The sequence below is a fragment of the Massilia sp. Root335 genome (assembly GCF_001425685.1).
Classification (GTDB): Bacteria; Pseudomonadota; Gammaproteobacteria; order Burkholderiales; family Burkholderiaceae_D; genus Telluria; species Telluria luteola.
Window position 1 is genome coordinate 211 of record NZ_LMCY01000016.1, and the last position, 23,379, is coordinate 23,589.

At 67.8% G+C, this 23,379-nt stretch carries 18 protein-coding genes and 2 pseudogenes; 10 read left to right on the plus strand and 10 right to left on the minus strand.

Going from position 1 to position 23,379, the window contains the following annotated elements; genetic code table 11:
* Positions 1–121 (plus strand): annotated as a pseudogene (locus tag ASC93_RS32015) (5-dehydro-4-deoxyglucarate dehydratase); the annotation flags it as partial.
* A gap of 24 nt (positions 122–145) precedes the next feature.
* Here the strand turns inward: ASC93_RS32015 and ASC93_RS10540 are convergent.
* Entirely contained in the window at positions 146–1,504 is a 1,359-nt protein-coding gene (locus ASC93_RS10540) for an alpha-L-fucosidase (protein ID WP_082547922.1), read from the minus strand.
* A gap of 203 nt (positions 1,505–1,707) precedes the next feature.
* Between ASC93_RS10540 and ASC93_RS10545 the strand changes: the two genes are divergently transcribed.
* A complete protein-coding gene (locus tag ASC93_RS10545) occupies positions 1,708–3,651 on the plus strand; it encodes a TonB-dependent siderophore receptor (RefSeq protein ID WP_229412676.1) in 1,944 nt (647 codons plus the stop codon).
* A gap of 114 nt (positions 3,652–3,765) precedes the next feature.
* Complete coding sequence (locus tag ASC93_RS10550) at positions 3,766–5,211, plus strand: NAD-dependent succinate-semialdehyde dehydrogenase (RefSeq protein WP_056440917.1); 1,446 nt, start codon at positions 3,766–3,768, stop codon at positions 5,209–5,211.
* Between the two features lie 218 nt (positions 5,212–5,429).
* Here ASC93_RS10550 and ASC93_RS10555 read toward each other — a convergent pair whose 3' ends face one another.
* The 3 genes from ASC93_RS10555 to clpP form a co-directional block, all read right to left on the minus strand.
* Positions 5,430–6,851, minus strand: a complete 1,422-nt coding sequence (locus ASC93_RS10555; protein WP_157201844.1) for a GGDEF domain-containing protein — start codon at positions 6,849–6,851, stop codon at positions 5,430–5,432.
* A gap of 159 nt (positions 6,852–7,010) precedes the next feature.
* Complete coding sequence (locus ASC93_RS10560) at positions 7,011–9,170, minus strand: hypothetical protein (protein ID WP_056440923.1); 2,160 nt, start codon at positions 9,168–9,170, stop codon at positions 7,011–7,013.
* 189 nt (positions 9,171–9,359) lie between these two features.
* On the minus strand, positions 9,360–9,983 hold the full coding sequence (clpP, locus tag ASC93_RS10565; protein ID WP_056440926.1) for an ATP-dependent Clp endopeptidase proteolytic subunit ClpP: 624 nt from the start codon (positions 9,981–9,983) through the stop codon (positions 9,360–9,362).
* A gap of 162 nt (positions 9,984–10,145) precedes the next feature.
* On the opposite strand from clpP, the gene ASC93_RS10570 reads away from it, so the two are divergent.
* Entirely contained in the window at positions 10,146–10,829 is a 684-nt protein-coding gene (locus ASC93_RS10570) for a sigma-70 family RNA polymerase sigma factor (protein WP_056440931.1), read from the plus strand.
* A 92-nt stretch (positions 10,830–10,921) separates the two neighbouring features.
* Here ASC93_RS10570 and ASC93_RS10575 read toward each other — a convergent pair whose 3' ends face one another.
* From ASC93_RS10575 to ASC93_RS10590, 4 genes and pseudogenes are all read right to left on the minus strand, one after another.
* On the minus strand, positions 10,922–11,971 hold the full coding sequence (locus ASC93_RS10575) for a formylglycine-generating enzyme family protein (RefSeq protein WP_056440934.1): 1,050 nt from the start codon (positions 11,969–11,971) through the stop codon (positions 10,922–10,924).
* A 274-nt stretch (positions 11,972–12,245) separates the two neighbouring features.
* A complete protein-coding gene (locus tag ASC93_RS10580) occupies positions 12,246–12,662 on the minus strand; it encodes a hypothetical protein (RefSeq protein WP_056440937.1) in 417 nt (138 codons plus the stop codon).
* Positions 12,663–13,037: 375 nt separating this feature from the next.
* Positions 13,038–13,634 (minus strand): annotated as a pseudogene (locus ASC93_RS10585) (IS110 family transposase); the annotation flags it as partial.
* 115 nt (positions 13,635–13,749) lie between these two features.
* The gene (locus tag ASC93_RS10590; protein ID WP_082547924.1) at positions 13,750–14,118 is read right to left on the minus strand and encodes an autorepressor SdpR family transcription factor; all 369 of its coding nucleotides are present in this window, start codon (positions 14,116–14,118) and stop codon (positions 13,750–13,752) included.
* A gap of 296 nt (positions 14,119–14,414) precedes the next feature.
* On the opposite strand from ASC93_RS10590, the gene ASC93_RS10595 reads away from it, so the two are divergent.
* From ASC93_RS10595 to ASC93_RS10605, 3 genes are all read left to right on the plus strand, one after another.
* Positions 14,415–15,362, plus strand: a complete 948-nt coding sequence (locus ASC93_RS10595) for a hypothetical protein (protein ID WP_157201845.1) — start codon at positions 14,415–14,417, stop codon at positions 15,360–15,362.
* A gap of 116 nt (positions 15,363–15,478) precedes the next feature.
* Entirely contained in the window at positions 15,479–17,635 is a 2,157-nt protein-coding gene (locus ASC93_RS10600; protein ID WP_056440947.1) for an FUSC family membrane protein, read from the plus strand.
* A 60-nt stretch (positions 17,636–17,695) separates the two neighbouring features.
* Positions 17,696–18,490, plus strand: coding sequence for a type 1 glutamine amidotransferase domain-containing protein (locus ASC93_RS10605; RefSeq protein ID WP_082547925.1), 795 nt, complete (start codon positions 17,696–17,698; stop codon positions 18,488–18,490).
* Here ASC93_RS10605 and ASC93_RS10610 read toward each other — a convergent pair.
* Together ASC93_RS10610 and ASC93_RS10615 are read right to left on the minus strand one after the other, a co-directional pair.
* Positions 18,468–19,445, minus strand: a complete 978-nt coding sequence (locus ASC93_RS10610; protein WP_056440950.1) for a tripartite tricarboxylate transporter substrate binding protein — start codon at positions 19,443–19,445, stop codon at positions 18,468–18,470. The two genes, ASC93_RS10605 and ASC93_RS10610, sit on opposite strands and share 23 nt — an antisense overlap.
* 43 nt (positions 19,446–19,488) lie before the next feature.
* Positions 19,489–20,841 (minus strand): 2-hydroxycarboxylate transporter family protein, encoded by a 1,353-nt coding sequence (locus tag ASC93_RS10615; RefSeq protein WP_056440952.1) that lies wholly within the window; start codon positions 20,839–20,841, stop codon positions 19,489–19,491.
* Between the two features lie 152 nt (positions 20,842–20,993).
* Here ASC93_RS10615 and ASC93_RS10620 point away from each other — a divergent pair, with 152 nt between their 5' ends.
* The 3 genes from ASC93_RS10620 (at position 20,994) to ASC93_RS10630 (ending at position 23,357) form a co-directional block, all read left to right on the plus strand.
* Complete coding sequence (locus tag ASC93_RS10620) at positions 20,994–21,689, plus strand: trimeric intracellular cation channel family protein (RefSeq protein WP_056440954.1); 696 nt, start codon at positions 20,994–20,996, stop codon at positions 21,687–21,689.
* Positions 21,690–21,769: 80 nt separating this feature from the next.
* Positions 21,770–22,522 (plus strand): substrate-binding domain-containing protein, encoded by a 753-nt coding sequence (locus ASC93_RS10625; protein ID WP_056440957.1) that lies wholly within the window; start codon positions 21,770–21,772, stop codon positions 22,520–22,522.
* Entirely contained in the window at positions 22,515–23,357 is an 843-nt protein-coding gene (locus ASC93_RS10630; protein WP_162251842.1) for a substrate-binding domain-containing protein, read from the plus strand. The genes ASC93_RS10625 and ASC93_RS10630 overlap by 8 nt, the downstream gene beginning before the upstream one ends.
* The last annotated feature ends 22 nt before the right edge of the window (positions 23,358–23,379 follow it).

Here is a 23,379-nt window from a genome sequence, read left to right on the forward strand (position 1 = left end):
GAAGGCCGGCGCCCGCCTGGTCGGCCACGACGGCGGCCCGGTGCGGGCACCGCTGACCGACCTGACGGAAGAAGAGCACGCGATGCTGGACAAGCTGATCAAGGCGCAGAACGTGCGCTGATCCGCGTCGGCGCGCGGTCGACGGTCAGCGCACCGGCGCGATCGCGGCGGCGGGCGACTCCAGCTGCAGGGCCACCACCGTGTCCATGTCGTCGCGGGCGGCCGGCGCCACGGCGATCTCGATGCCGCGTGCGGACTGTTCGACGCTTGCCGCACCGCCGCCCAGCACCGACGCCCGCACGATGCGGGCGGGAATCGCGGGCAGCGCCAGCCTGGCGCCGTTCCAGTTCAGCACGTGGACGTAGATCGTGTTGCCGCGGTAGGTGGATGCGCCCCAGCTGCCCGGCAGGAACGGGCCGCCGCGGGTGCCGTAGATACTGTCGCCATGCTTGCCGAGCCAGGCGCCGATCTCGCGCAGCCGGTCCGCCTGGACCGCGTCGATGCGCCCGTCGGGACCCGGCCCGACATTCAGCAACAGATTGCCGTCCCGGCCGGCGACGTTCGCCAGCAGCTGGATGTAATGCTTGAGGGGTTTCGGCTGCATGCCCGGCTGGTAGCCCCAGGCGCCGGCGATGGTGGCGCACAGTTCCCACGGATGCGTGTTGTCGAAGTCGCCCAGCGCGCCCTCGCCTTCGCGCGCATGAAAATCTTCCGGCATGTCGGCGCGGCCGTTGATGACGACGTCCGGCTGCAGGTGCCGCAGCATCGCGTAGACCTTGTCGTGCTGCCAGTCGAAGCCGCCGCCGTAATGCCGGCCCGGTGCCCGCTTCTTCCACTCCGCGCCGGCCCAGTCGCCGCCGAAGTTCAGCCAGTCGGTCTCGCCGCCGTCGAACCACAGCACGTCGATCTTGCCGTAGTTGGACAGGAGTTCGCGCATCTGGCGGTGGTACTGGGCGCGCATCGCTTCCGCGCTCTCGCGTTGCAGGTCGGGGAAAAAGAAGCCGGGATAACGCCAGTCCAGCGGCGAGTAGTACAGCCCCACGCCCATCCCGGCCTTGCGCGCGGCCTTCACGTAGTCCGCGACGAAATCGCGGTGGGCGGCCGTCTTCGTGCTCGAAAACGGGTTGTCGCCGTCGTCGAACATCGCGAAGCCGTCGTGGTGGCGCGACGTGAACACCATGTATTTCATGCCGGCGGACTTCGCCAATTGGGCCCATGCGTCCGCGTCGAACCGCTCCGCCTTGAACCTGTCGGCCAGTTTTGCGTATTCACCGGTCGGGATCTGTTCGTTCCATTGCACCCACTCGCCGCGCCCGGGAATGGCGTACAGGCCCCAGTGGATGAACATGCCGAAGCGGGCCTGGCGCCACCAGCCAACGCGCGCGGCCTGCTCGCTCGCCGCGGACGCGCGGGGCGCGGGCGCCGCCTGTGCCAGGGCGGCAGCCGGCGCGGCGCACAGGGCGGCGGCCAGCAGCAGGCTGGCGCGCAATGAAAGGGGCATCATGTGGAGTCTCCCGATGTGTTATTGGCCACGGCGGCGTTTGCGCGCATTATCCGGGCCGCATCTCCCCGGCGCAACTACAAAATTGCCGAATGCAAGTAACGAAATTTGTGACGTGGTGCGCACGCACGCGAAACAACATGTTCGGGATCAATATTTCGGTTTCTGCAATACAATCTCGCAAACCGCTCAAGTATGCCGCTCCCATGTCCAGATCCACATCGTCCCTGTCTCCATTGCGTACCATCCTGGCCGGATGCGCCGCCGCGCTGCTGGCCGCGCAGGGCGCCGCGGCCGACGAGCCGCTTCAATCGCGGGACATGGCGGAACTGAGCCTGGAAGAGCTGGCGAATATCCAGGTCACGTCGGTGTCCCGGCGGTCGGAATCGCTGTCCGACGCGGCCGCGTCCATCTTCGTCATCACCGGCAACGACATCCGCCGCTCCGGCGCGGCGTCGCTGCCGGAAGCGCTTCGGCTGGCGCCCAACCTGCAGGTCGCGCGCGTCGACGCCCGCAACTATGCCGTCACGGCGCGCGGCTTTTCCAGCCCGTTCGAAAACAAGCTGCTCGTCCTCATCGACGGCCGCACGGTGTATTCGCCGCTGTTTTCCGGCGTGTTCTGGGACGTGCAGGACGTGGTGCTGGACGACGTCGAGCGCATCGAGGTCATCAGCGGTCCGGGCGCCACGCTGTGGGGCGCCAACGCCGTCAACGGCGTCATCAACATCATCACGAAACCGGCCGGCGCGACGCAGGGCGTGCTGCTCGGCACGACGCTCGGCAAGGACGCGCGCGACGGCGCCGTGCGCTACGGCGGCAGCCTGGGCGCCGACGGCCATTACCGCGCGTACGCCAAGCATGCCGAGAACGACGATACCCACACGGCCACGGGTGCCACGGTCCCGACCGGCTGGCACCGCGACCAGGCCGGATTCCGTACCGACTGGGGCGACACCGCGCGCGGCCTGACCGTCCAGGGCGACGTCTACGACGCGCGGCTGCGCCAGGCCGGCACGCAGGACATCCGGGTGGGCGGCGCGAACCTGCTGGGCCGCGTGTCCCGCACGTTCGCGGACGGCTCGTCGGGCACCGTCCAGCTGTACTGGGACCATACGGAGCGCGACCAGCCGCTCGCCTTCCACGAACGCCTCGACACGTTCGACCTGCAACTGCAGCACGCCGTGCACCTGGCCGGGAATCACCACGTCGTCTGGGGCGGCGGCTACCGCCTCGGCCACGACCGCGTCGAGAACGGCACCAGGTTCGGCTTCCTGCCCGGCACGCTGAACCTGCACTGGGCCAACCTGTTCGCGCAGGACGAGGTCGCGCTCAAGGACGACCTGCGCCTGACGGCAGGCCTGAAATTCGAGGACAACAATTACACCGGCGTCGAGGTGCTGCCGACCTTGCGCCTCGCGTGGAATCCGCGCCCGGCGGCGCTCGTGTGGAGTTCGCTGTCGCGCGCGGTGCGGGCGCCATCGCGCATCGACCGCGATTTCTACAGCCCGACGACGCCGCCCGTCGTCAACGGCGTGCCGCAGTACGGCGTGGCGGGCGGCCCCGACTTCGCCTCCGAGACGGCCAATGTGTTCGAACTGGGCTACCGCGCCCGGCCTCACCCGGCGCTCTCGTATTCCGCGACGCTGTTCTTCAGCCGCTACGACGGGCTGCGCACGCTGGAACCGAACCCGCACGGCCCGGGCTCCGTGTTCGAGAACCTCGCGGACGGCCTCACGCGCGGCATCGAGGCGTGGGCCAGCTGGCAGGTGGCGGACGCATGGCGCCTGTCCGGCGGCGGCGTGGTGCAGCGCGTCGGCACGTCGCTGCAGCCGGGCAGCCGCGACCGTTCGGGCACGACGGGCCTGTCCACGGCCGACCCGACCCATTACTGGTCCGTGCGTTCGTCGTACGACCTGGGCGGCGGGCACGAATTCGACGTCACGCTGCGCCACGTGGGGGCGCTGCCGCAGCCGGCCGTACCCGCGTACACGGCGGTCGACGCACGCTACGGCTGGCGCGTCGCGCCGGGCCTCGAACTGTCCGTCATCGGACAGAACCTGTTCGATCCGCGCCATGCGGAATTCGGCGCGCCGGCCACGCGCAGCGAATACGAACGCGCCCTCGCCGTGCGCCTCGTGTGGACGCCCTGAGCGCCCGGTTCGCCGTGTGTTAAGCAAACAATCCGCAGCGGTGCGATCATAGCGGCTTCCGCGCAGCGCGGACCGATCATATATCCACCACTGAACACAGGAAACGACGCTTCCATGACGACTTCCAGCTATCCCGACACCCGCCTCCTCATCGCCAACGAATGGGTCGAAGCCACCGGCGGCAAGACGATCCCGGTCGTGAACCCGGCCACCGGCCAGGCGATCGGCACGGTCGCCCATGCCGCCATCGCCGACCTGGACCGCGCCCTTGCCGCCGCCCAGAAAGGCTTCGAAGCCTGGCGCTTCGTGCCCGCGGCCGAACGCGCCGCCACGATGCGCCGCGCGGCCAACCTGCTGCGCGAACGCGCCGGCGACATCGCCCGCCTGCTGACCCTTGAACAAGGCAAGCCCCTGCTTGAGGCGAAGATGGAAGCCATGGCCGGCGCCGAGATCATCGACTGGTTCGCGGCCGAAGGCATGCGCGTGTACGGCCGCATCGTGCCGGCGCGTAATCCGCAGGCGCAGCAGCTCGTGCTGAAGGAGCCGGTCGGCCCCGTCGCCGCGTTCACGCCGTGGAACTTCCCGATCAACCAGGTTGTGCGCAAGCTGGCCGCCGCGCTGGCCACCGGCTGCTCGTTCCTGTGCAAGGCGCCGGAAGAGACCCCGGCCTCGCCCGCCGCGCTGTTCCAGTGCTTCGTCGATGCCGGCGTGCCGGCCGGCGTCGTGGGCCTCGTGTTCGGCGATCCGGCCGAGATCTCGGGCTATCTGATCCCGCACCCGGTCATCCGCAAGGTCACGTTCACGGGTTCGACCCCGGTCGGCAAGCAGCTGGCCGCGCTGGCCGGCGCGCACATGAAGCGCGTGACGATGGAACTGGGCGGCCATGCGCCGGTGATCGTCGCCGAAGACGCGGACGTGGCGCTGGCCGTGCGCGCCGCCGGCGCCGCCAAGTTCCGCAATGCGGGCCAGGTCTGCATTTCGCCGACCCGCTTCCTCGTGCACAACGCGGTCAAGGACGAGTTCACGCGCGCGTTCGTCGCGCACGCCGAAGGCCTGAAACTGGGCGACGGCCTGGCCGAGGGCACCACGCTGGGCCCCCTCGCCAACGCGCGCCGCGTGACGGCGATGACGCAGGTCGTCGAGGATGCGCAGGCCCGCGGCGCGATCGTCGCCACGGGCGGCAAGCGCGTGGGCGACGCCGGCAACTTCTTTGCGCCGACGATCCTCGCCGACGTCCCGCTGGACGCGTCCATCTTCAACGACGAGCCGTTCGGCCCCGTGGCCGGCATCCGCGGCTTCGACAGCCTGGAAGACGCGATCGCGGAAGCGAACCGCCTGCCGTACGGCCTGGCCGGCTATGCCTTCACGCGCTCGATCAAGAACGCGCACCTCCTGATGAACCGCGTGGAAGTCGGCATGCTGTGGATTAACCAGCCGGCCACGCCGAGCGCCGAGCTGCCGTTCGGCGGCATCAAGGATTCGGGCTACGGTTCGGAAGGCGGCCCGGAGGCGCTGGAGTCGTACCTGAACACGAAGGCCGTGTCGATGGTCGGCGTTTAAGCGCCGGTCCGGCGGGGTGGGCATTTGGGGCCGGGGGCCTCAAATGAAACGTGCCCACGCAATGCCGCCGTGATGCAATCGTTCGCGTGGGCACAGGGGTGCCCACCCTACGCCGCCGCGGATGCCCGGCGTTCAAGCGCCTGCCTGTAGCCGTAGGGTGGGCACCCCGTGCCCACCAAATGTCCCCGCCGCCGATGCCGGGCGTTCAGGCCCCTGCCCTACGCCGCGTCCAGCACGACGCGGTTGCGCCCGTCGTGCTTGGCGCGATAGAGCGCCGCGTCGGCCGCCGACAGCATCGTGCCGACCGGCGTCCCCGGGGCGCTCCAGCAGCCCAGGCCGATGCTGACGGTGGCCTGCAGGCGCGTGCCGTCGGCCAGCGCCACCGTGTGCGCGGCAAACGCGTCGCAGATGCGCTGGGCGATGGCGCGGGCGTCGTCCGCGGCGCAGCCGGGCAGCAGCACGGCGAACTCTTCCCCGCCCAGGCGGCCCAGCACGTCGCCGCTGCGCAAACATCCCGCCGCCAGGTGCGCGAAACCGGTCAACACGTCGTCGCCCGCCGCGTGGCCGTGGGTGTCGTTGACCTTCTTGAAGAAATCGATATCCATCATCAGCACGGCCGCCGGCCATGCCTGCGCCGGCGCGGCCAGCACGCCGTCCGCGCGCGCCATGAAGCCGCCGCGGTTCAGCACCTGCGTCAGCGGATCGTGCGAGGCGGCGTGCTGCAGGCGCGCCAGCAGCTCGTTGCGCGCGACCATCACGCTTGCCACGGCCAGCGGCGCCAGCGCCGTCAAGGTCACGCCGACGCGCAGCGACATGATCGCTTGCGGGGTATCGACCGGGGCGCCGATCACGAGGGCGCCGCTGGCGATGGCGAGCAGCGTCCACATCGAAAACAGCAGCGTGATGCCGGCCGTGGCGAACAGGCTGTACGTCAATGCGCACCACAGCATCGCGGGAATCGGAAAGGCGATCACGCCCGGTCCGCCCAGCTGGGTCTCGAGCCACAGGCTGCCCGCGAAGGCGGCCAGCGGCGCGACCTGTTCGGCGCGCCAGCTGCGCCAGTCGCTGCGGCGCCTGGGCCCGAGCATGCGGCGCAGCAGGTCCGGCATGGTCAGCAGCACCGGCAGGATGGCGATGTAATTGACGAGCTCCGTCGAAAACCAGAACATGAAACCGTAGGCCCGCGTGCCGCCGAACAGCGCCGGATGGATGAAGAGGCCGCCCACCCCGGCCGCCGTCGCGGCGCACATCGCCACCGGCACGAAGCGCAGCATCGAGCGCGGATGGCGCAGGCCGCGCACGTCGTCGCTCATGCGCGCGAGCAGCAGATAGCAGACCGACACGCCCATCATGTTGGTCGACGTGAGCATGAGCGTCTTGGGCCAGCCGTGGTTCATGTACAGGTCGGCCACGATATAGCCGGCGACGGCGCACAGCCAGTGGGCCGGTCCGGGCGGATGGGCGCGCCGCAGCAGCAGCCCGACGAGGACGGCATTCGTGGGCCAGAACGCCGCCAGCACACCCGGGGGCGCCGTGTAGATGCCGAAGATCGAACAGACGATCACGATCGCGCCGACGAGCAGCGCGTCTTTCAGGTCGAGGCCGGCACCCGGTCGGTGTGTTTCATGTGATGGTTGCACGGCTGGGACGACGGGCGGGATGGGTGGAAGCGACCCTGGCAGGTTAGCACAGTTCCATATGGAAACTATTCATTCTGCGATGAAACGTATTCGAGACGCAACGCCCAGCTGCCGCCGCCGTGCACGGCCGGCGGCAGCCAGGGCGTCACCGGCTTCCCGTTACGGCCTGCCAACGACGATGCCGCGTCCCGCCGTGCTCATATAGACCACGCCGAACGTATTCATGTCGCCCGCCACGAAATGGCCGTTGCCCGGACCGCCGTACTGGTGCGCGCTGTCGTTGATGCGCGTCCAGGTCTGCCCCGTATCGGTCGACCGGTACACGCCGGTCACGCCGCCGATCGTGCCCCAGATGTAGACGGTCGGATAGGATGCGCCCGCCGCCGCCTTGCCGAAGCCGACCGCGCCGCAATACGTGATGTTGGGCAGGTTGCTGAATTGCCAGCCCGAGCTCGTGGTACGCGCGAGGCCGCCGCCGTACAGCGCCACCCAGATGTCGCCTTCCCGGCCGGGCGCCGCGCGGATCGCATCGCTGCCCCAGGTCGGCAGCGTGGAGAACTTCCAGAACGACGCGCCGCTGTCCGTACTGATCATGAAACTGCCGTCCGAGGGGCTGTACACGTAAAACTTGCTCGCATTGGCCGGATCGGCGACCGGGCGCGCATTGCTGACGCCGAGCCCGCCGACCGTCGACCAGCTCGCCCCCATATTCGTCGACCGGTACGTGGTCGAGGAACCGGACGGGCTGTGCAGCAGGACCGTGCCGCCGGCGGACAGCGCCACCTGGCCGTAGGTGCCGTTCATGTTGGTCTGGTTCCAGTTCGTGCCGCCGTTGGCGGACGTGTACATCTTGTTCCCGACCCGCACCGCCAGGCTGGTATTGCTGTCGGCGACCGCCAGGCCGGTCGTCGTTCCCATGGTCGGGGAATACTGCGGATTCGTGTACGTGTCGATGTTGTAGTGCTGGAAGCCGTCGTAGTCGCCGATGGCGGACAGCACGGGCCCGCCGGGGATGCTGTAGAGGTTCAGCGGCACCGTTTCATCCAGGCCCTTGACGGTGAACGTCCACGTGGTCGGCACGGCATCGATGTTGGCGGTCTTGAAAATGCCGTTGCCGGACGTCAGCCAGACGGCCTTGTTGTTGAACGGATCGAACACGGCCGTACCGGCCCAGTGCATGGCCTTGCCATTGATCCAGGGAACGCCGCCGTTGTCGCGCACGAAGCCCCGGTTGATCACGTCGGTCCAGCTGGCGCCGCCGTTCGTGGAGATGTACACATGGTCGCCCCAGCTGTCGCCCTGCTGCATGTACTGGTTGATGGTCGACGCGACCAGCCGCTGTGCATTGACCGGGTCCACGCTGATGCCGCTGAATGCCGCGTTGACGCCGGACGGCGTCACGTTGGTCCAGGCGCCGTTGGACAGCGTGTACCGCCAGATCTGGCCGCTGTTCATGGCCTCCGTGCCCGAACTGTTGCCGTGCGGCCCGGCACCGTTGGCATACGTGATGTACACGTTGCCGGCGCCGTCGAAGGCGGCGCGCTGCGGCATCAGGCCCGAGGGGCTGCCCGACACGGCGCTGAACGACGCGCCCGCATTATCGCTGCGGTACAGGTTCGCCCCGGCCGACCCGTAGCGCGACACGCCGACGAGCAGGCGTTGCGCCACGCCGCCCGACACGCTCGCCGGATCGGCCAGGACGAGGCTGATGCCATTGCCGTTGGCCGTCGTCGTCACGTTCAGCGCCGTCATCTGCGACCAGTTCGCGCCGTAGTTGGTGCTCTTGAACAGCCCGTTCGCACGGGTGCCGACGTACAGGACATTGCTCGAACCCGGATCGACGACGAGCCGCTCGCCGTTCTGGCGTCCCATGCCATTGCCGTCCGCCTTGAACTGGCCGCTGACATCCGTCGTGGAAAAGGTCCTGCCGTAATCGCTCGAGCGCAGGATTGCCGATTTGCCGCCGTTGAAGTAACCGATCCCGACGTACATATACACGTTGGCCGCGTTCTTCGGATCGACCGCGAGGGACTCGACGCCGAGATAGCCGACCTGGTCTTCCGCCACCCAGTCCAGCAGCGACACCCAGCGGCCGTTGGCATTGTCCCACCGGTAGGCGCCGCCGACGTCGGTGCGCGCATACACGACGCCGGCCTCCGTCTTGCTGGGGATGACGGCCGATACGAACCCGCCGCCGCCGATGGCGACGTTGCCCCAGGAATAGGCGGCTGCGGGCTGCTGTACGGCCAGCGCTGCCATGCCGAGCGCGGCCACCGCGAACGGTGTCGCTCTCTGGAGCAATGAATTGATCAACTTCATGTAAGGCCTCCCAAGATTGTTATCCATCTGAAGTAAGGCGACGCCTGTTTCCATGCAGGCGTCGATTCCCGCGTCGGCCCGTCTCCACCAAGCCGAAGTGCAAGAATCCACGAAACATATCCGACGAGTTTGAGCGCACACGGTGGTGTAACGATGCCTGGCATAAATTGTTCAGGCATCTGACAAATTTCATAAAGGCGTGGCCGTGGCCCGCGCCTCCAGCACGCGGTCGATCAGGCCGTATTCCGCGCCCTCGGCGGCGGACATGTAGCGGTCGCGGTCCGTGTCCTTCTCGATCCGCGCCAGCGTCTGCCCCGTGCGCTCGGCCAGGATGGTATTCAGGCGATGCCGCTGGTATAGCATCTCGCGCGCCTGGATGTCGATGTCGGCCGCCACGCCCTGTGAGCCGCCGTGCGGCTGGTGGATCATGATGCGGGCGTTGGGCAAGGCGTAGCGCTTGCCGGGCGCGCCGGCCGCCAGCAGGAAGGAACCCATGCTGGCGGCGAAGCCCGTGCACAGCGTGGACACGTCGGGCTTGACGAACTGCATCGTGTCGTAGACCGCCATGCCCGCGTACACGGACCCGCCCGGCGAGTTGATGTACAGTGCGATGTCCTTGTCCGGATTGTCCGACTCGAGGAACAGCAGCTGCGCGACGATCAGGTTGGCGGATTGCTCCGTCACCTCGCCGACGAGGAAGATCACCCGCTCCTTGAGCAGGCACGAGTAAATGTCGAAGGCGCGCTCGCCCCGTCCTGTCTGTTCGATGACGGTGGGGACGAGGCCGAGGCCGCGAGGAAAATGCGATGTCATGACGGTCCTTTCGTGGCAAGTCGAATCGCAAAACGGATTCGCTGCCCGCATGACGCTCGCGGCACACCGCCGTGTGACGGCAAAAAAATAAATCGCCGGCGTGTCACATCCGGCCGCCGCCGCGCGTCAAGGGATACCACCACCGCAACGAGGAGAATCGCGATGCCACGTATCACCGATACCGACGTCACCGATACCGACGGCGCCCTGTTCGAACGGCTGCGCCCGCGCCTGAAAGCGATCAGCCTGCGCATCGTCGGCAGCGAGGCGGACGCCGAGGACGTCGTGCAGGACTGTTTTCTCAAATGGCATGGCACCGACAGCGACGCGCTGGCGACGCCGGCGGCCTGGCTGACGACCGTCGTCCGGCACCAGTCGATCGACCGCCTGCGCCGGCGCGTGCGCGAAGCGGCGGCGGCGCACGCCGCGCTGGAACTGGCGCCCGCCGCGGCGCCCGTGCCGCCGGAAGACACCCTGTTGCGGCGCGCGGCACTGGCCGGGGCGCTCGCCCGCCTGCTGGCCTGCCTCTCGCCTGCCGAGCGGCTGGCGCTCGTCCTGCATGACGTCCTGGACTGCAGCCATGCCGACATCGCGGCGGCACTCGGACTGAGCCCGGCGAACGCGCGCCAGCACCTGTCGCGCGCGCGCCGGCGCCTGCGCGCGCAGGCGGACGAGACCCCGCCGGACGAGAAGCTGTGCCGCGAGCTCATCCGCCGCTTCCATGCCGCGCTGGACGGCCGCGACGTGCCGGCGATGGTGACCTTGCTCGGCGACGCGCAGCCGCTTGCCGTACGTGCGCGCGCGTGCGCCAACGATGCGGTGTACGCGGTGCTGGCCGCGGCCTAGCATCTCTGACTTTCTACAAAGGCCGCCCGACATGTGCATGGACCGGATCGTAAGCGCAGGTTCACAGGGTCCAGCACAAATCACGGTGCCCGCTACGATCGCGGCGGCGCTGCCCGCTTTGCCTGCTTGGCGCGTTCAGCTGCTTGTTCCTTGATCAGGCCGGCTTCAAACTCGCGGTCTGTCAGCGATTGGCTGGCGCCGGCGGCTCGATTCGTGTCGTCATCCATATCCTCGGCGATGCGGAAGCCTTCGCCGACACTGCTGCGGTTGTCGAGGCCGGCATGCCCGCGCATCGTGGGACTGGCGCCTGCCGCACCGCTGTTGTAGTTGCCGCCACGATGAATTGCCATCGCCCCGCCATGAAATTTGGCGCAAGCTTCGGTCCATGCACGGCCATCCGTCGGCGCGTTTTCATAGGTTAAATGCTGGCAGTCCTCGACGAATTCGCCGACGTTGCCAAGCATGTCGTACAGGCCGAAGGCATTCGGCTTGAACATGCCGACCACGGTCGTCAGTTCCGCGTGGTCGTCGCATGGGATGGCTTCTCTCGTCTTTCCGGTCAACTGCGCAATCGCCGCCTTGCCGGATTTCTCGAAAGTGTTGGCGAACCTGCATAATTCGGCAGGATTGTCACCGAACGGGTAGCGGGTGTTGCTGCGCGCGCGCGCTGCATATTCCCACTCCGCCTCGCTGGGAAGACGGTAATGCTTGCCCGTCTCCTTGGAGAGCCATTCGAGATAAGCGTGGGCATCGTTCCAGCTCACGCACATGACCGGGTGATACTCGGTGGCGGCGTTGGCCGGTGAGTCCCAGCTGAGCTGTCCGTATTCCATGCCCCAGTCGTTGGCCGCCAGTTTCCAGCAATCGGTGCCCATCTGATAGCCGGTGGCGTCGACGAACTGGCGAAACTGCTTGACCGTCGTTTCATACTTGGACAGCTTGAAAGTCCTGACCTGGACCTGGTGCACAGGCACCGACGCCGGATAATTGCCGTCGGTCGGGTTGGCGGTACTGCCCATCGAGAACTGGCCGCCCGGGACCGTGACCATGAGCGGGACGATCACCGGATCGGTAGCCGCCCACAGCGGGCCACTCGCGCACGTGGCCGCGACCAGCATGAAAGCGGCGAAAATTTTTTGCATCGTATCTGTCCTGGGAAAATCGAGCGGCCAAACGCGGCGCACTCTTGCGCATATTGAAATAAGTGCCAACAGTGGTGTCGGCAGGTCGTGCCTGACAAGCGCTTATTGCGACGAGCAATGCTTTGTCCAGACAACGCCACAATAACCAAGTTGGATGTCGGCAAATCTCACCTTTTCTATCCACTTGCTTATTACTGGCTTAAACTTCCAAAGCGCCGCTTACCATTCAGCACATGCCATGCCGGCCTCGCTACGGCACAGGTACGCACACGGACTACGCGCCGCCCCGCGTGCCGCTGCCGCGCGTCCAGGCGCAGTAGGCCATGGCACCTGCGACGAGGACGACAGCCGGCGCCAGCAGGCCGACGGCGAGTTTGGCGGCGATCGCGATCGGCGACAACGCGTAGGCGAGCGTGTAGCCCAGGCCCCCCAGCACCAGCGTCCAGCCGCCGAAGCGGCGAAGGGTCTGGTCGCGTGCCGGATCGCAGGACAGGCGCCCCAGTGCCACCAATCTCTTCGGGAGTGCGTTGGCGACGACGATCACCACCGAGCCCATCAGCGTGCCCAGCAGCCGCACGGTCGCCTCGGCGCCGACGACGTGACGCTGCCGGAGCGCATTGAGCACCACGGCCGTCAACAGATAGATCGCAGCGATCAACAGCGAGCGGCGAATCGGGTGGTTCGGCATCATGATATCTATATGGACGCCTCCCTTTTGCAAGGTATTTTTCCGCTTTGTTCAGACGGGGAAAGTCGCAGTTCCATATCCGGCCTTGCGTGCAGCATTGCTGCCGGCCCCGATGAAATCCGCTGACCCACGCCTCATTCTCCAAACGGGCTACTAGCCCCGGAAATCATTCAGGTTTGGTGAGTCCCGGTCTGACCTGTCCGTCATCGCTGTTAATACCTAACGCAACTGGTGACGTACCATCCTTTCTTTTGTAAGTTGATTTTTCACGTCGCCGCTCCCGCATGCGGCCGCAAGCTGACGTGGTCCCTGTCATACGCGCGCTCATGGGCCAATACCGCCCAGATCGTGCGCGCCATCTTGTTAGCCCGTGCGACGATTAACGACGCGCTCATCCAGCCGCGCCAATTCGTTCCACTGGTCGCGCAGTGTGTCGATCAGCGGCATTGGCAACCGCTCGGCCAACCTCTCGAGCGCCGCCTTGATGCCGGCATCGAAGGCCTTCCTGCCCGTACCAAACACTTCGCCGTACTCCGCCAGCAGGCCGCGTAGGTTGTTGATCTGCGCCGTGCGCATCTTCACCAGCTGCTGTCGGATTCGGTGCATCGCCAGCACGGCCTGCTGCGCCTCGGTCTTGATCGCCACGCACTTCACTTCCGGCTGCTGCGCGGCCATGCAGATCGCGCGCGCATCGGCCGCATCGTTCTTGTTCCCGCAGACGAATGCCTTGACCATCTTCCCACCCATCAGCTTGACCTCATGCCCCATTGCCTGAAGCTTGCGCGCCCAGTGCTGCGAACCGCCGCACGCTTCCATGCCGATCAGGCAAGGTGCGCGGTTGGCGAACCACTGCAGAAACTGCGCACGCCTGATCTGCTGGTTGATCACTTCGCCCGTTTCCTTGTCTACGGTGTACAACTGAAACACGCTCTTGGCCGTATCGACACCGACCACCGATTTGGGAGTAGCATTCACGATGTGGACCCTCCGGATCAGCCTTGAAAGCTCTTGAAACTTTCACTTTAGGCGCTTCTGACGCCGTTGGCCCGCGAGGGTCCACCTTCTGCCTTCCTGTCACACGTTCCTGTTTCTATCCGCCGTTTTCATGCCGCACGTTGCTTGAATGGCAGCGGTGGGAGGCGTCCATTTCATTCTCCTTGGTTTGCCTGCGGTCGGTCGTGGCCGGCGTCTCGGGCGTAACCTGCAGACCGAACGCCTGCGCGAATCCCATGAGCGCCTCCTCGAGCACCGACATCTTCAGCCGATACATGATCGTGCGCCCGCTCTTTTCCGCCTCGATCAGGTCTGCGGCCACCAGCACGGCGAAGTGCGCCGACATGGTCGGCTTCGACACGTCGAAGGCATCGGCCAGGGCGCCGGCGCCCATTGGCCCGGCCCGCAGCATTTGCAATACCTGGCGGCGCGTGGGATCGGCGAGTGCTTTGAAAATCGAAGTCATGATTGATTGTTAGCTAAACATCTAATTACGCCCAGAGCTTTTTAATCGGCGTCCGCCCTACTCCCTATCACGAACGCAAACGCGGCGCCGCGACCCAGCGCAACCGGCGCCCCGTTTCCGATTGAGCTCCCGCAATCCTTTGCGGGCCATCCCTCCCGATACTTGATGCATCTTGCATGCCCCCGCATTGGCGGCAGTGATACGCCGCCGGCCCATTCCAGGCTCATCGAGCCCCCCTGCCGTCCCCACCCTGACATTGGACGGGTCAAGCCTGAGACCCGGATCGAGAGGTCGACATGAAGCGTGAAACCGGGCGCCCGCCGCGAGCGCATCTCATGAGAGTCAAAAGCCCGAGTGAAATTCTCGAGACATTGGATGAGGATGGAAAACTCGACGGCCTGCCGTTCATGCCCGAAATGGTGGCGTATTGCGGGTCCTGCATCCGCGTGCATCGCAGCGCGCGCCGGACGTGTGTCGTCGGCCATGGCTTTCGCGAAATGAAAGACGCCGTCTTTCTCCAGGACGCCCGCTGCGACGGCAGTTTTCACGACCAGTGTCATCGTGCCTGCCTGCTGTTCTGGAAACAGGAGTGGCTGACGCCGGCCGGGGCGATTCCCGTCGCCCAGCCCGCGCCCGCATGGTCGGCGCACGATGCCGCGGCGGCGGCGCGGCTGCGGCGCCTGCCCACGCGTGACGGCGAGCGCTACGTGTGCCAGTCGACGGCGCTCGAATCGGCGACGACGGCCCTCCATCGCTGGGACGTCCGTCCCCTGCTCCGCGAAATCGTCGCGCGCGAACTGGCGCTGTCCGACTTCGTCCGCATTCTGTTCCGCACCTTGTGGCGGCGGGCGGGCGGCGGAAAGCAGGACCAGCTCATCGGCGTCCCGGGAGCGAAGAGCAGAGGCAGCCTCGACTTGCGGCAGGACGAATGGGTCGCCATCAAACCGATCGAGGAACTCCGGCACAACCTCGATGAGAAAGGGAGGAATTGCGGATTGACCTTTCCCCCGACCATGCATCATGCGATCGGACACAGCTACCGCGTCGCCTTCCCTGTCCGTCAAATCATCCTCGAGCAGACGGGCATGATGGTAAAGCTCGGCAATACCGTCGCCCTCGACGGTTTGCTGTGCGAAGGCATCGATGTGGCGATGTGTCCGCGCGCGGAATTTTTATATTGCCGCGAAAGCTGGTTGCGGCGCGGTGCGGCGCCGGCCGATCGCCCTGGCGCGAACCGTGGCTGAGGCGTGCCCTGAGCCGTGCCCTGAGACGTGCCCCGTGGCGTGCCGCGAAGTCGCTTGCTGCGGCGCTATAATGGACTCATCGTTTCCGGCCGTCCCGCCTCGCGTGATCCGAACACATGCATTACGTCCTCGCGCCCCGCACGCTCTTCTTCAGCCACTATTTCTATACCGGCCTGCGGATCGCCACCGGCGTCGTCGGCCTGACAGGCCTGACGTACCACTTCGCCGACCTGCCGACCGCAATGGCGGTGGCGATCGGCGCGCTGTGCACCAGCCTGATGGACCTGCCGAGCCCGCTGCGCCACAAGTTCAACGAGATGCTGGCAGGCGTGCTGACGTGCTCGCTGGTGGCGCTGCTGGTCGGCCTGTGTTCGCCCGTGCAATGGCTGCTGCGCACCGTCATCGTCCTCGTGTCTTTTCTGGCCAGCATGATGACGGTGTACGGCAGGAAGGCGATGCCGCTGCAGTTCGTCGCCTTGTTCGTGATGATGCTGTCGAGCGGCGCGGCCGCCACGCCGCTGCAGGCGTTGCGTCATGGCGCGCTGTTTTTTGCCGGCGGCGCCGGCTACATGACCTATGCGATGGCCGTCGTGTGGCTCCTGCGGCGGCGCCTCAAGCAGCAGGTGCTGGCCGAAGCGCTGTACGAGCTGGCGAGCTACACCTGCATCAAGGCCGGCTGCTACGACATGGCCAACTTTCTGCCCGCGCAGATGGAAAAGCTCGTGCGCCAGCAAAGCGCGCTGGCCGTGCGGCAGCAGGCCTCGCGCGACCTGGTCCTGCGCGGCAAGCCCAAGGCGGACGAAGCCGTCCTGGTGCAGGTCCACTACGCCATGTTCGACCTGTACGAGCTGGTGCTGTCGACGCACACCGACTACGCCCTGCTGCGCCAGCATTTCGCCGGCGGCCCCGTGCTGCCGCTGCTGGGCGACCTGATCGGCAAGGCGGCGCGCGACATCGAATCGGTGGCCTATGCCATGACGCGCAACCGGCCCTCGCATCCCGTCATCGACTACCGCGACGAGTTGCGCGCGCTCGACGCGGCGCTGCGCGCCCTGCCGCCGGCCGACAGCGAGGACGCCAATGCGCGGGCGGTCCTGCGCGCCACCTTCAACAAGATCCGCGACATGATCGCGATGATCGCGCGGCTGCACGGGGCCAGCGCGGCGCCGCGGGGCACGCTGCCGATGGCGGCCGGCGCGGACCTGACGCCGTTCCTCACCCAGCAGCGCTACAGCATCGGCATCTTGCTGTCGCACCTGCGCTGGACATCGCCGACGTTCCGCTTCGCGCTGCGGGTGGCGATGGCGATTTCGGTGGGCCTGCTGTCGGCCGGATGGCTCCCGTACAAGTCGCACGGCTACTGGACGGCACTGACCATCGCCGTGATCCTCAAGCCGAACTTCAGCATGACCCGCCAGCGCCGCACCGACCGCCTGGTCGGCACGCTGATCGGCTGCATATTGACGGCCGCGATCCTGTATGTCGTCCATGCGCCGGCCGTGCTGATCGGCTTCCTGTTCGTGGCGACCGCGGCCGGCCCCACGTTCCTGTCCATCAAATACCGCTACACGGCCATCGCCGCCAGCATGCAATCCCTGCTGCTGATCGGGCTGACGATGCCGCACGGCGGCGGCGCCATCGAGGAGCGCCTGCTGGACACGGTGCTCGGCACGCTGATCGCCACCTTCTTCAGCTACGTGCTGCCGAGCTGGGAATACCAGAACCTGCCGTGCCTGGTGGATGCGGTGGCCAGCGCCAACCGCAAATACGTCGACGCCGCCGCCGACCTGCTGCTGGGGCGCGCGATCGACGATTTCCATTACCGGATCAATCGCAAGCGCTTCATGGACAGTCTCGGGAATCTCAGCGCCGCGCTCGGCCGCATGCTCGACGAACCGGCGGCCCAGCAACGCGCTCCCGCCGAGCTGAACCGCTTTACGGTGCAGAATTACCTGCTGATGGCCCATATGGCGGCTCTGCGCCTGCTGTTGCTGCGCTACCCGGAGAACATGCCGCGCGCGGAGGTCGAGGCCGCGCTCGCCGACGCGTTCGCCAAGGTCAGAAGCAACCTCGGCACGGCGCCGGCGCAAGACACGGTGCCGGACGACGGCCGCACCGTCCGGATCGCGGCCTGGCGCGGCTGGGCGCCGCTGCAACGGCGGCTGCACCTGCTGCAGCAGGATGCCGCGCAGCTGGCGCTCAGCGGTGCCGCGATCGACAGCGCGCTCGGCCGGGATGTCCATCGACCGGCTTCAAAAACAGCGAGCACCTGACGGAACTAAAGGTCGCCCAATCCGCTCTGTGAGTCATGATCCTGGCGCGGACACGCGGTCATGAACACCATCAAGATACTGGCTGGAAAACGAATCGCCATCCTCTCTGCCGACGGATGCGAGCAGGCGGAACTGAAGACCCCGGTGGCGGCCCTCACCGAAGCGGGCGCCGACGTGACGCTCGTGTCGCTGCGGCGCGGGCGGATACGCGGGATGCACATGCACGAGCCCGGCGAGCTCGTCCGCGTCGACAAGACCATCGACGACGCCCAGGCGTCCGACTACGACGGCCTCTTCATCCCGGGCGGCTACGTCAGCCCCGACATCCTGCGGCAGTCGGCGCCGGTGCGTGCGTTCGTGCGGCAATGCGATGCGGCCGGCAAGCCGATTGCCCTGATGTCCCAGGCGCCGCTGGTCCTCGTCTCGGCCGGACTCGCGGCGCGCCGTATCCTGACGTCCTGGCCCGGCGTGCGCGACGACGTCGTGAACGCGGGCGCAACCTGGCTGAACCAGGATGTCGTGCGCGACGCCCATGTGTTGTCGGGCCGCGGCACGCAGGACATGGCTGCGTTCGTGCAGGCCCTGGTCCCGTTCTTCGCGGGCGAGCCCGCGGCGGCGCCGATGCCCGACGCGCAATCGGACCCGGCGCAGGACAAGCCGCTGGAACAGCCGAACCAGTCGCTGCGCTGGCTCGCGGCGCCGTCGTTCGGGACGATGCTCAGCCTGGCGCTGCTGGGTGTCGGCGTCGTGGCGGCCCAGCGCGTCCGGCACAAGCACGCGGCCGCCGGCGCGCCCGTCGAACCGCACGAGATCGCCGCCGCGCCGCCGGAGGCTAGTGCTCCCGCACGAGATTGAATTGCCTGGCCTGCTGCTTGTAGGCGGCGACGGCCTGCCGGATGTAGCGGGTCAGCGCGTCGCCCGTGAGCGCGAGCGGATACAGCCCGATCTGCGCGCGCATCCGCGCGAATTCCGGTGCGGACTCGATGCGGTCGAAGGCCTGGACCCAGCGGCGATAGTCCGCTTCCGGCACGTCCGGCCCCATCCAGATGCCGCGGATCAGCGGCCATACCACATCGAAACCTTGTTCGCGCGCCGTCGGCACGGTGGCCAGCGCGCCCGGCAGGCGCCGGTCGGACAGCACGGCCAGCACGCGCGCCTTGCCGGACGCGGTGTACAGGCCCGACTCGGACACGTCGCTCGATACCACCTGGACATAGCCAGCCTGCATCGCGACGAATTCCTCGCCGCCGCCTTCGAGCGCGACGAAGCGCAGCTGGCGCGGGTCGATTCCGGCCTGGCGCGCCAGCAGCGCCATCTTCATCCAGTCCTGGCTGCCGATGGTGCCGGACATGCCGATCACGATCTTCTCGGGGTCGCGCCGCAACGCGTCCATCAGGTCGTGCAGCGAGCGGTACGGCGAGTCGGCGGGCACGGCGATGACGCCGTAATCGATGCCGAGTCCGGCGACCCAGCGGACGTCGTCGGGCGTGGCCTTGCCGAATTTGCCCTGGGCCAGGTTCAGCAAGGAACCGCCGGAAAACGCGACGAGGGTGTCCGGCTCGCCGCGGCGCTGCGACACGATCGTGTGCCACGCCACCGCGCCGATGCCGCCCGGCATATAGCTCAGCTTCAACCCGGGCGCGCCCGGTTTGCCCTGCAAGGCCTTCTGGGCCAGCTTGCAGGTGAGGTCCATCGCGCCGCCCGGCTTCGACGGGACGAGGCATTCGGCCTGGGCCGGTTGCTTCGCCAGTGCCGGCGCTGCCAGCAGCAGCGCGGCGAGCAGCGGCAGGAAGATGCGGTGTGCGTTCATGGGTCCCATCATACTCGCCGGCACGCTGTCGTTCGCGGATTCGTCAGTGCAACTGCGACATCAGCAACAGCGTCAGCGTGACCGTGATCGCGCCGCCGATCCGCGTGGCGATCTGCGCGAACGGCATCAGCTGCATGCGCTCGGCCGCGGTCAGGATCGCCACGTCGCCCGTACCGCCCTGGCCGCTGTGGCAGGCATTGATGATGGCCGCTTCGATCGGGTACATATTCATCTTGCGGCCGACGAAGAAGCCGGTCGCGATCAGGCTGGCCACCGTCGAGACGATGATGACGAGATTGACGACGTTGAATGCCGACACGAGTTTGTCCCACGGCGTCATCGACGCGCCGATCGCGAACAGCAGCGGATACGTGACCGCGGTGGAAAAGAACTTGTAGACGATGTACGAACTTTGCTGCAGCTGCGGCGACACGAGGCGCGACAGCTTGAACATCACGGCCACGAACAGCATCGCCACCGGCGCCGGGAAGGCGAACAGGCGGAAGCACATCATGCCGACCATGTACAGCGAAATGGACGTGATGCCGGCCGCGGCGATATTGCCGATGTCGAAATTGCCGGACACGGCCTCGGCCTGCGGCTTCAGGTCGCCGTCGTCGTTCGGCTGCAGGCGGCCGTTGCCGGTCAGGTGGGGACGCTTCTTGCCGAGCGAATTCAGCATGCCGGACAGCAGGATCGCGGTCAGGCTGCCCAGCATCACGGGCGGCAGGACCTCGGCGAAAATATGGCCCTGTTCCTGTCCCAGGATGCCCGCATAACCGATCGACAGCGGAATCGCGCCTTCGCCGACGCCGCCGGCCATGATCGGCGCGACGAGGTAGAAGAACGTGTGGTACGGACCGAGGCCCAGCACGGTGCCGACGGTGGTGCCGACGACGCCCGCCACGACGGAGCCGATGGCCAGCGGCACGAAGATCTTGAGGAAGCCCTTGATGAGCACCGCCCGGTCCATGCTCAGGATGCTGCCGACGATGATCGACGAGATGAACAGGTACAGGAAATTGGTCGATTTGGTGAAGTCGACGACGTTCTTCAGGACTGGCGGCGGCAGCAGCTTGCTGAACGCCAGGTAGGACGGAATGAAGGTGGCGAAAATCGCCGCGGCGCCGATGTTGCGGAAGAACGGCAGGCGCTTGCCCAGCTCGGCGCAGGAAAAGCCGCCGACGGTCAGGATCGCGATCGACACGCAGATATCGTTCGGCACCTTGCCGGTCGCGACGAAGCCGCCGATCAGTGCCAGCAGCAGCACATACACCGGCAGCGGCACGATGCCGATGCGGGCCTGCGCGATGCGGCGGCAGGCGCCCGCGAAGGATGTGGCGGCCGGCTTGGCGTCGTCGCGCGCCGGCGTGTAGGTCGTCGTAGTCGTATTCATGGTGTGCTCCTCTTCTTGGCCCAGGCTCCGGCATTCCCGGCAGGTAGATATGGAATGCGGTGATACGATTGATCAGCCTGGTGAATGGAGCCCACTATAGCGACGCAACCCTTCAATTACCTTTCAGCCGGCAGGCGCGGCATAATGTCGCCATGTTCCCATCCGTTTCCCTCGACGTCAGCGCCGCGATCAAGACCCTCCTTCTCACGCTCGACCTGCTCGGCACCTTCGTGTTCGCGCTCTCCGGCGCCGTGGCCGGCGTGCGCCGCCGGCTCGACCTGTTCGGCGTGCTGGTGCTATCGTTCGTCGCCGCCAACTCGGGCGGCATCGTGCGCGACGTCCTGATCGGCGCGGCGCCGCCGGCGGCGATCCGCGACTGGCGCTACCTCGCCGCGTCGCTGCTGGCCGGCGTGCTGATCTTCTTCTGGTATCCGGGCATCAAGCGCCTGCGCAGCCCGGTGCTGGTGTTCGACGCCGCGGGCCTCGCGTTGTTCTGCGTGGCGGGCGCGCAGAAAGCCCTCGTGTTCGGCCTGTCCCCGGTGATGGCCGCCCTGCTCGGCATGCTCACGGGCGTCGGCGGCGGCGTCGCGCGCGACGTGCTGCTGTCCGAGATCCCGGCCGTGCTGCGCTCCGACATCTACGCCGTCGCCGCGCTGGCCGGGGCGGCCGTGATGGTGACGGGCGACGCGCTGGGCCTGCCCGGCCCCGCGAGCGCCTGCGCCGGCGCGGCCCTCTGTTTCGGGCTGCGGCTGGCGGCCATCCAGCTCGACTGGCACCTGCCCGTGGCGCGCACGGCGCGCCACGCGGCGGACGATGCCGAGGCGGCCGGGCGCCGGGACGAGCGCTAGCCGGACAGCGTCAGATACCATCAGGAGGCGACGGCGGCGGCACCCTACCATTGATCGGTCAGCAATGGAATGAGGCCGCCATGAACGCCCAACGCTTCCCGCTGCGCGCGCCCGCCGACGGTGCGCGCGCACTGCAATTGACCGGCTCGACGACGCTGCTGCCGCGGATGCAGCGCGTCGCCGAAGCCTATATGGAGACGCACGCCGTCCGCGTCGTCATCGACGACGGCTGCGGCACGGCGCGCGGCTACAAGGCGCTGCTCGACGGCACCACCGACATCGCCATGGCCAGCGGCACCGTCCCCGACGACCTGGCCGCCGCCGCCACCGCGCGCGGCGTCGCGTTCCACACGACGGTCGTCACGCAGGACGCCATCCTGGCGCTGGTGCACGCCGCCAATCCGCTCGCGACGCTCACCCTGCTCCAGCTGCGCAACATCTTCACCGGCCGCGTCGCCAACTGGCGCGCCCTCGGCGGCCAGGACGCCCCCATCGAGGTGCTGGTGGGGCCGCCCACGGGCGGCGTATCGAGCAGCTGGCGCAGGCGGCTGCTCGGCGACGACGACACATTCACGCCGCTGGCGCGGGTGCTCGGCACGAACGACCGGCTGGCCCGCATGGCGGCGCGTCCATTCGCCGTCACCTACCTGCCGCAAATGACGCTCCCCACGCGCCGCGTGAAGGCCGTGCGCGTCGACGGCATCGCGGCCGACCTGGCGCCGCTGGCCTATCCCCTGCACGCGCCGATGATGCTCGTGACGCTTGGCGCGCCGGCGCTGGCGGCGCACCGGTTCATCGCCTACGCCGCCGCCGCGGATGCGCATCATGCGTAGGCGGCACGCCTGCATCGCGCTGGCCGGCGCCGCCGGCGCGCTGGCAACCGGCGCCTGCACGCGCGGCGGCGCGGACGACGGGGCCGCGCGCGAATCGCTGCTGATCGGGGCGGCCGCCGCGATGCTGCCGCTGACGCGGGCGCTGGCCCAGGCCTTCGTGCGCGAGCCGGGCGCGCCCGCCATCCTCGTCGAGCGCGGCGGCTCGCTGCCGGCCTACATCGCGGCCAGCCGCGGCGCGATCGACCTCGCGGCCATGACGCGCGCGCTGTCGGATGGCGAGGACGACGCCGGCGCCCACAACTACCTGATCGCCCGCGACGACATCGGCATCGTCGCGCACCCCGCCCTGCCGGTGCGCGGCCTGACGCGCGCCCAGGTGCGTGCCGTGTGCACGGGCGAGGTCGCGAACTGGCGCGTGCTCGGCGGTCCGGACCGGCCGGTGGCCGTGTACGCGCTCCCGCGCGGCGCCACGGCGCGCCAGTCGGCGGAACGGCTGGTGCTGGACGGCGCCGAATTCGCCGTCGATGCCCGCGAGTGCGCCGACGCCGCCGCCCTGGTCGCGGCGGTGGCGGGCGATCCGGCCGGCATCGCCTGCGTCGACGGCCATGCCCGTGCCGGCGCCGGGGCCGCCGCGGGCGCGGTCGCCGTGCTCGCGGTCGACGGCGTGCATCCGGCGCGCGCCACCGTGCTGTCGGCCCGCTATCCCCATACGCACAGCTTTCACCTGCTGCTGCACGGCGAGCCCGGCGGCGCGCGCAGTGCGTTCGTGCGCTTCGCGCGCAGCGCCGCCGGCCAGGCCATCGTCGAACGCCTCGGCCTCGTCGCCGTTTGCTGACCGTTTTCCGACCAGGACCACG

Excerpts from the sequence above, each read along its gene's own strand:
- ASC93_RS10540 (WP_082547922.1), bottom strand. The coding sequence starts at position 1,504 with ATGATGCCCCTTTCATTGCGCGCCAGCCTGCTGCTGGCCGCCGCCCTG.
- ASC93_RS10545 (WP_229412676.1), top strand. The coding sequence starts at position 1,708 with ATGTCCAGATCCACATCGTCCCTGTCTCCATTGCGTACCATCCTGGCC.
- ASC93_RS10550 (WP_056440917.1), top strand. The coding sequence starts at position 3,766 with ATGACGACTTCCAGCTATCCCGACACCCGCCTCCTCATCGCCAACGAA.
- ASC93_RS10560 (WP_056440923.1), bottom strand. The coding sequence starts at position 9,170 with ATGAAGTTGATCAATTCATTGCTCCAGAGAGCGACACCGTTCGCGGTG.
- clpP (WP_056440926.1), bottom strand. The coding sequence starts at position 9,983 with ATGACATCGCATTTTCCTCGCGGCCTCGGCCTCGTCCCCACCGTCATC.
- ASC93_RS10570 (WP_056440931.1), top strand. The coding sequence starts at position 10,146 with ATGCCACGTATCACCGATACCGACGTCACCGATACCGACGGCGCCCTG.
- ASC93_RS10575 (WP_056440934.1), bottom strand. The coding sequence starts at position 11,971 with ATGCAAAAAATTTTCGCCGCTTTCATGCTGGTCGCGGCCACGTGCGCG.
- ASC93_RS10580 (WP_056440937.1), bottom strand. The coding sequence starts at position 12,662 with ATGATGCCGAACCACCCGATTCGCCGCTCGCTGTTGATCGCTGCGATC.
- ASC93_RS10590 (WP_082547924.1), bottom strand. The coding sequence starts at position 14,118 with ATGACTTCGATTTTCAAAGCACTCGCCGATCCCACGCGCCGCCAGGTA.
- ASC93_RS10595 (WP_157201845.1), top strand. The coding sequence starts at position 14,415 with ATGAAGCGTGAAACCGGGCGCCCGCCGCGAGCGCATCTCATGAGAGTC.
- ASC93_RS10600 (WP_056440947.1), top strand. The coding sequence starts at position 15,479 with ATGCATTACGTCCTCGCGCCCCGCACGCTCTTCTTCAGCCACTATTTC.
- ASC93_RS10605 (WP_082547925.1), top strand. The coding sequence starts at position 17,696 with ATGAACACCATCAAGATACTGGCTGGAAAACGAATCGCCATCCTCTCT.
- ASC93_RS10610 (WP_056440950.1), bottom strand. The coding sequence starts at position 19,445 with ATGAACGCACACCGCATCTTCCTGCCGCTGCTCGCCGCGCTGCTGCTG.
- ASC93_RS10615 (WP_056440952.1), bottom strand. The coding sequence starts at position 20,841 with ATGAATACGACTACGACGACCTACACGCCGGCGCGCGACGACGCCAAG.
- ASC93_RS10620 (WP_056440954.1), top strand. The coding sequence starts at position 20,994 with ATGTTCCCATCCGTTTCCCTCGACGTCAGCGCCGCGATCAAGACCCTC.
- ASC93_RS10625 (WP_056440957.1), top strand. The coding sequence starts at position 21,770 with ATGAACGCCCAACGCTTCCCGCTGCGCGCGCCCGCCGACGGTGCGCGC.
- ASC93_RS10630 (WP_162251842.1), top strand. The coding sequence starts at position 22,515 with ATGCGTAGGCGGCACGCCTGCATCGCGCTGGCCGGCGCCGCCGGCGCG.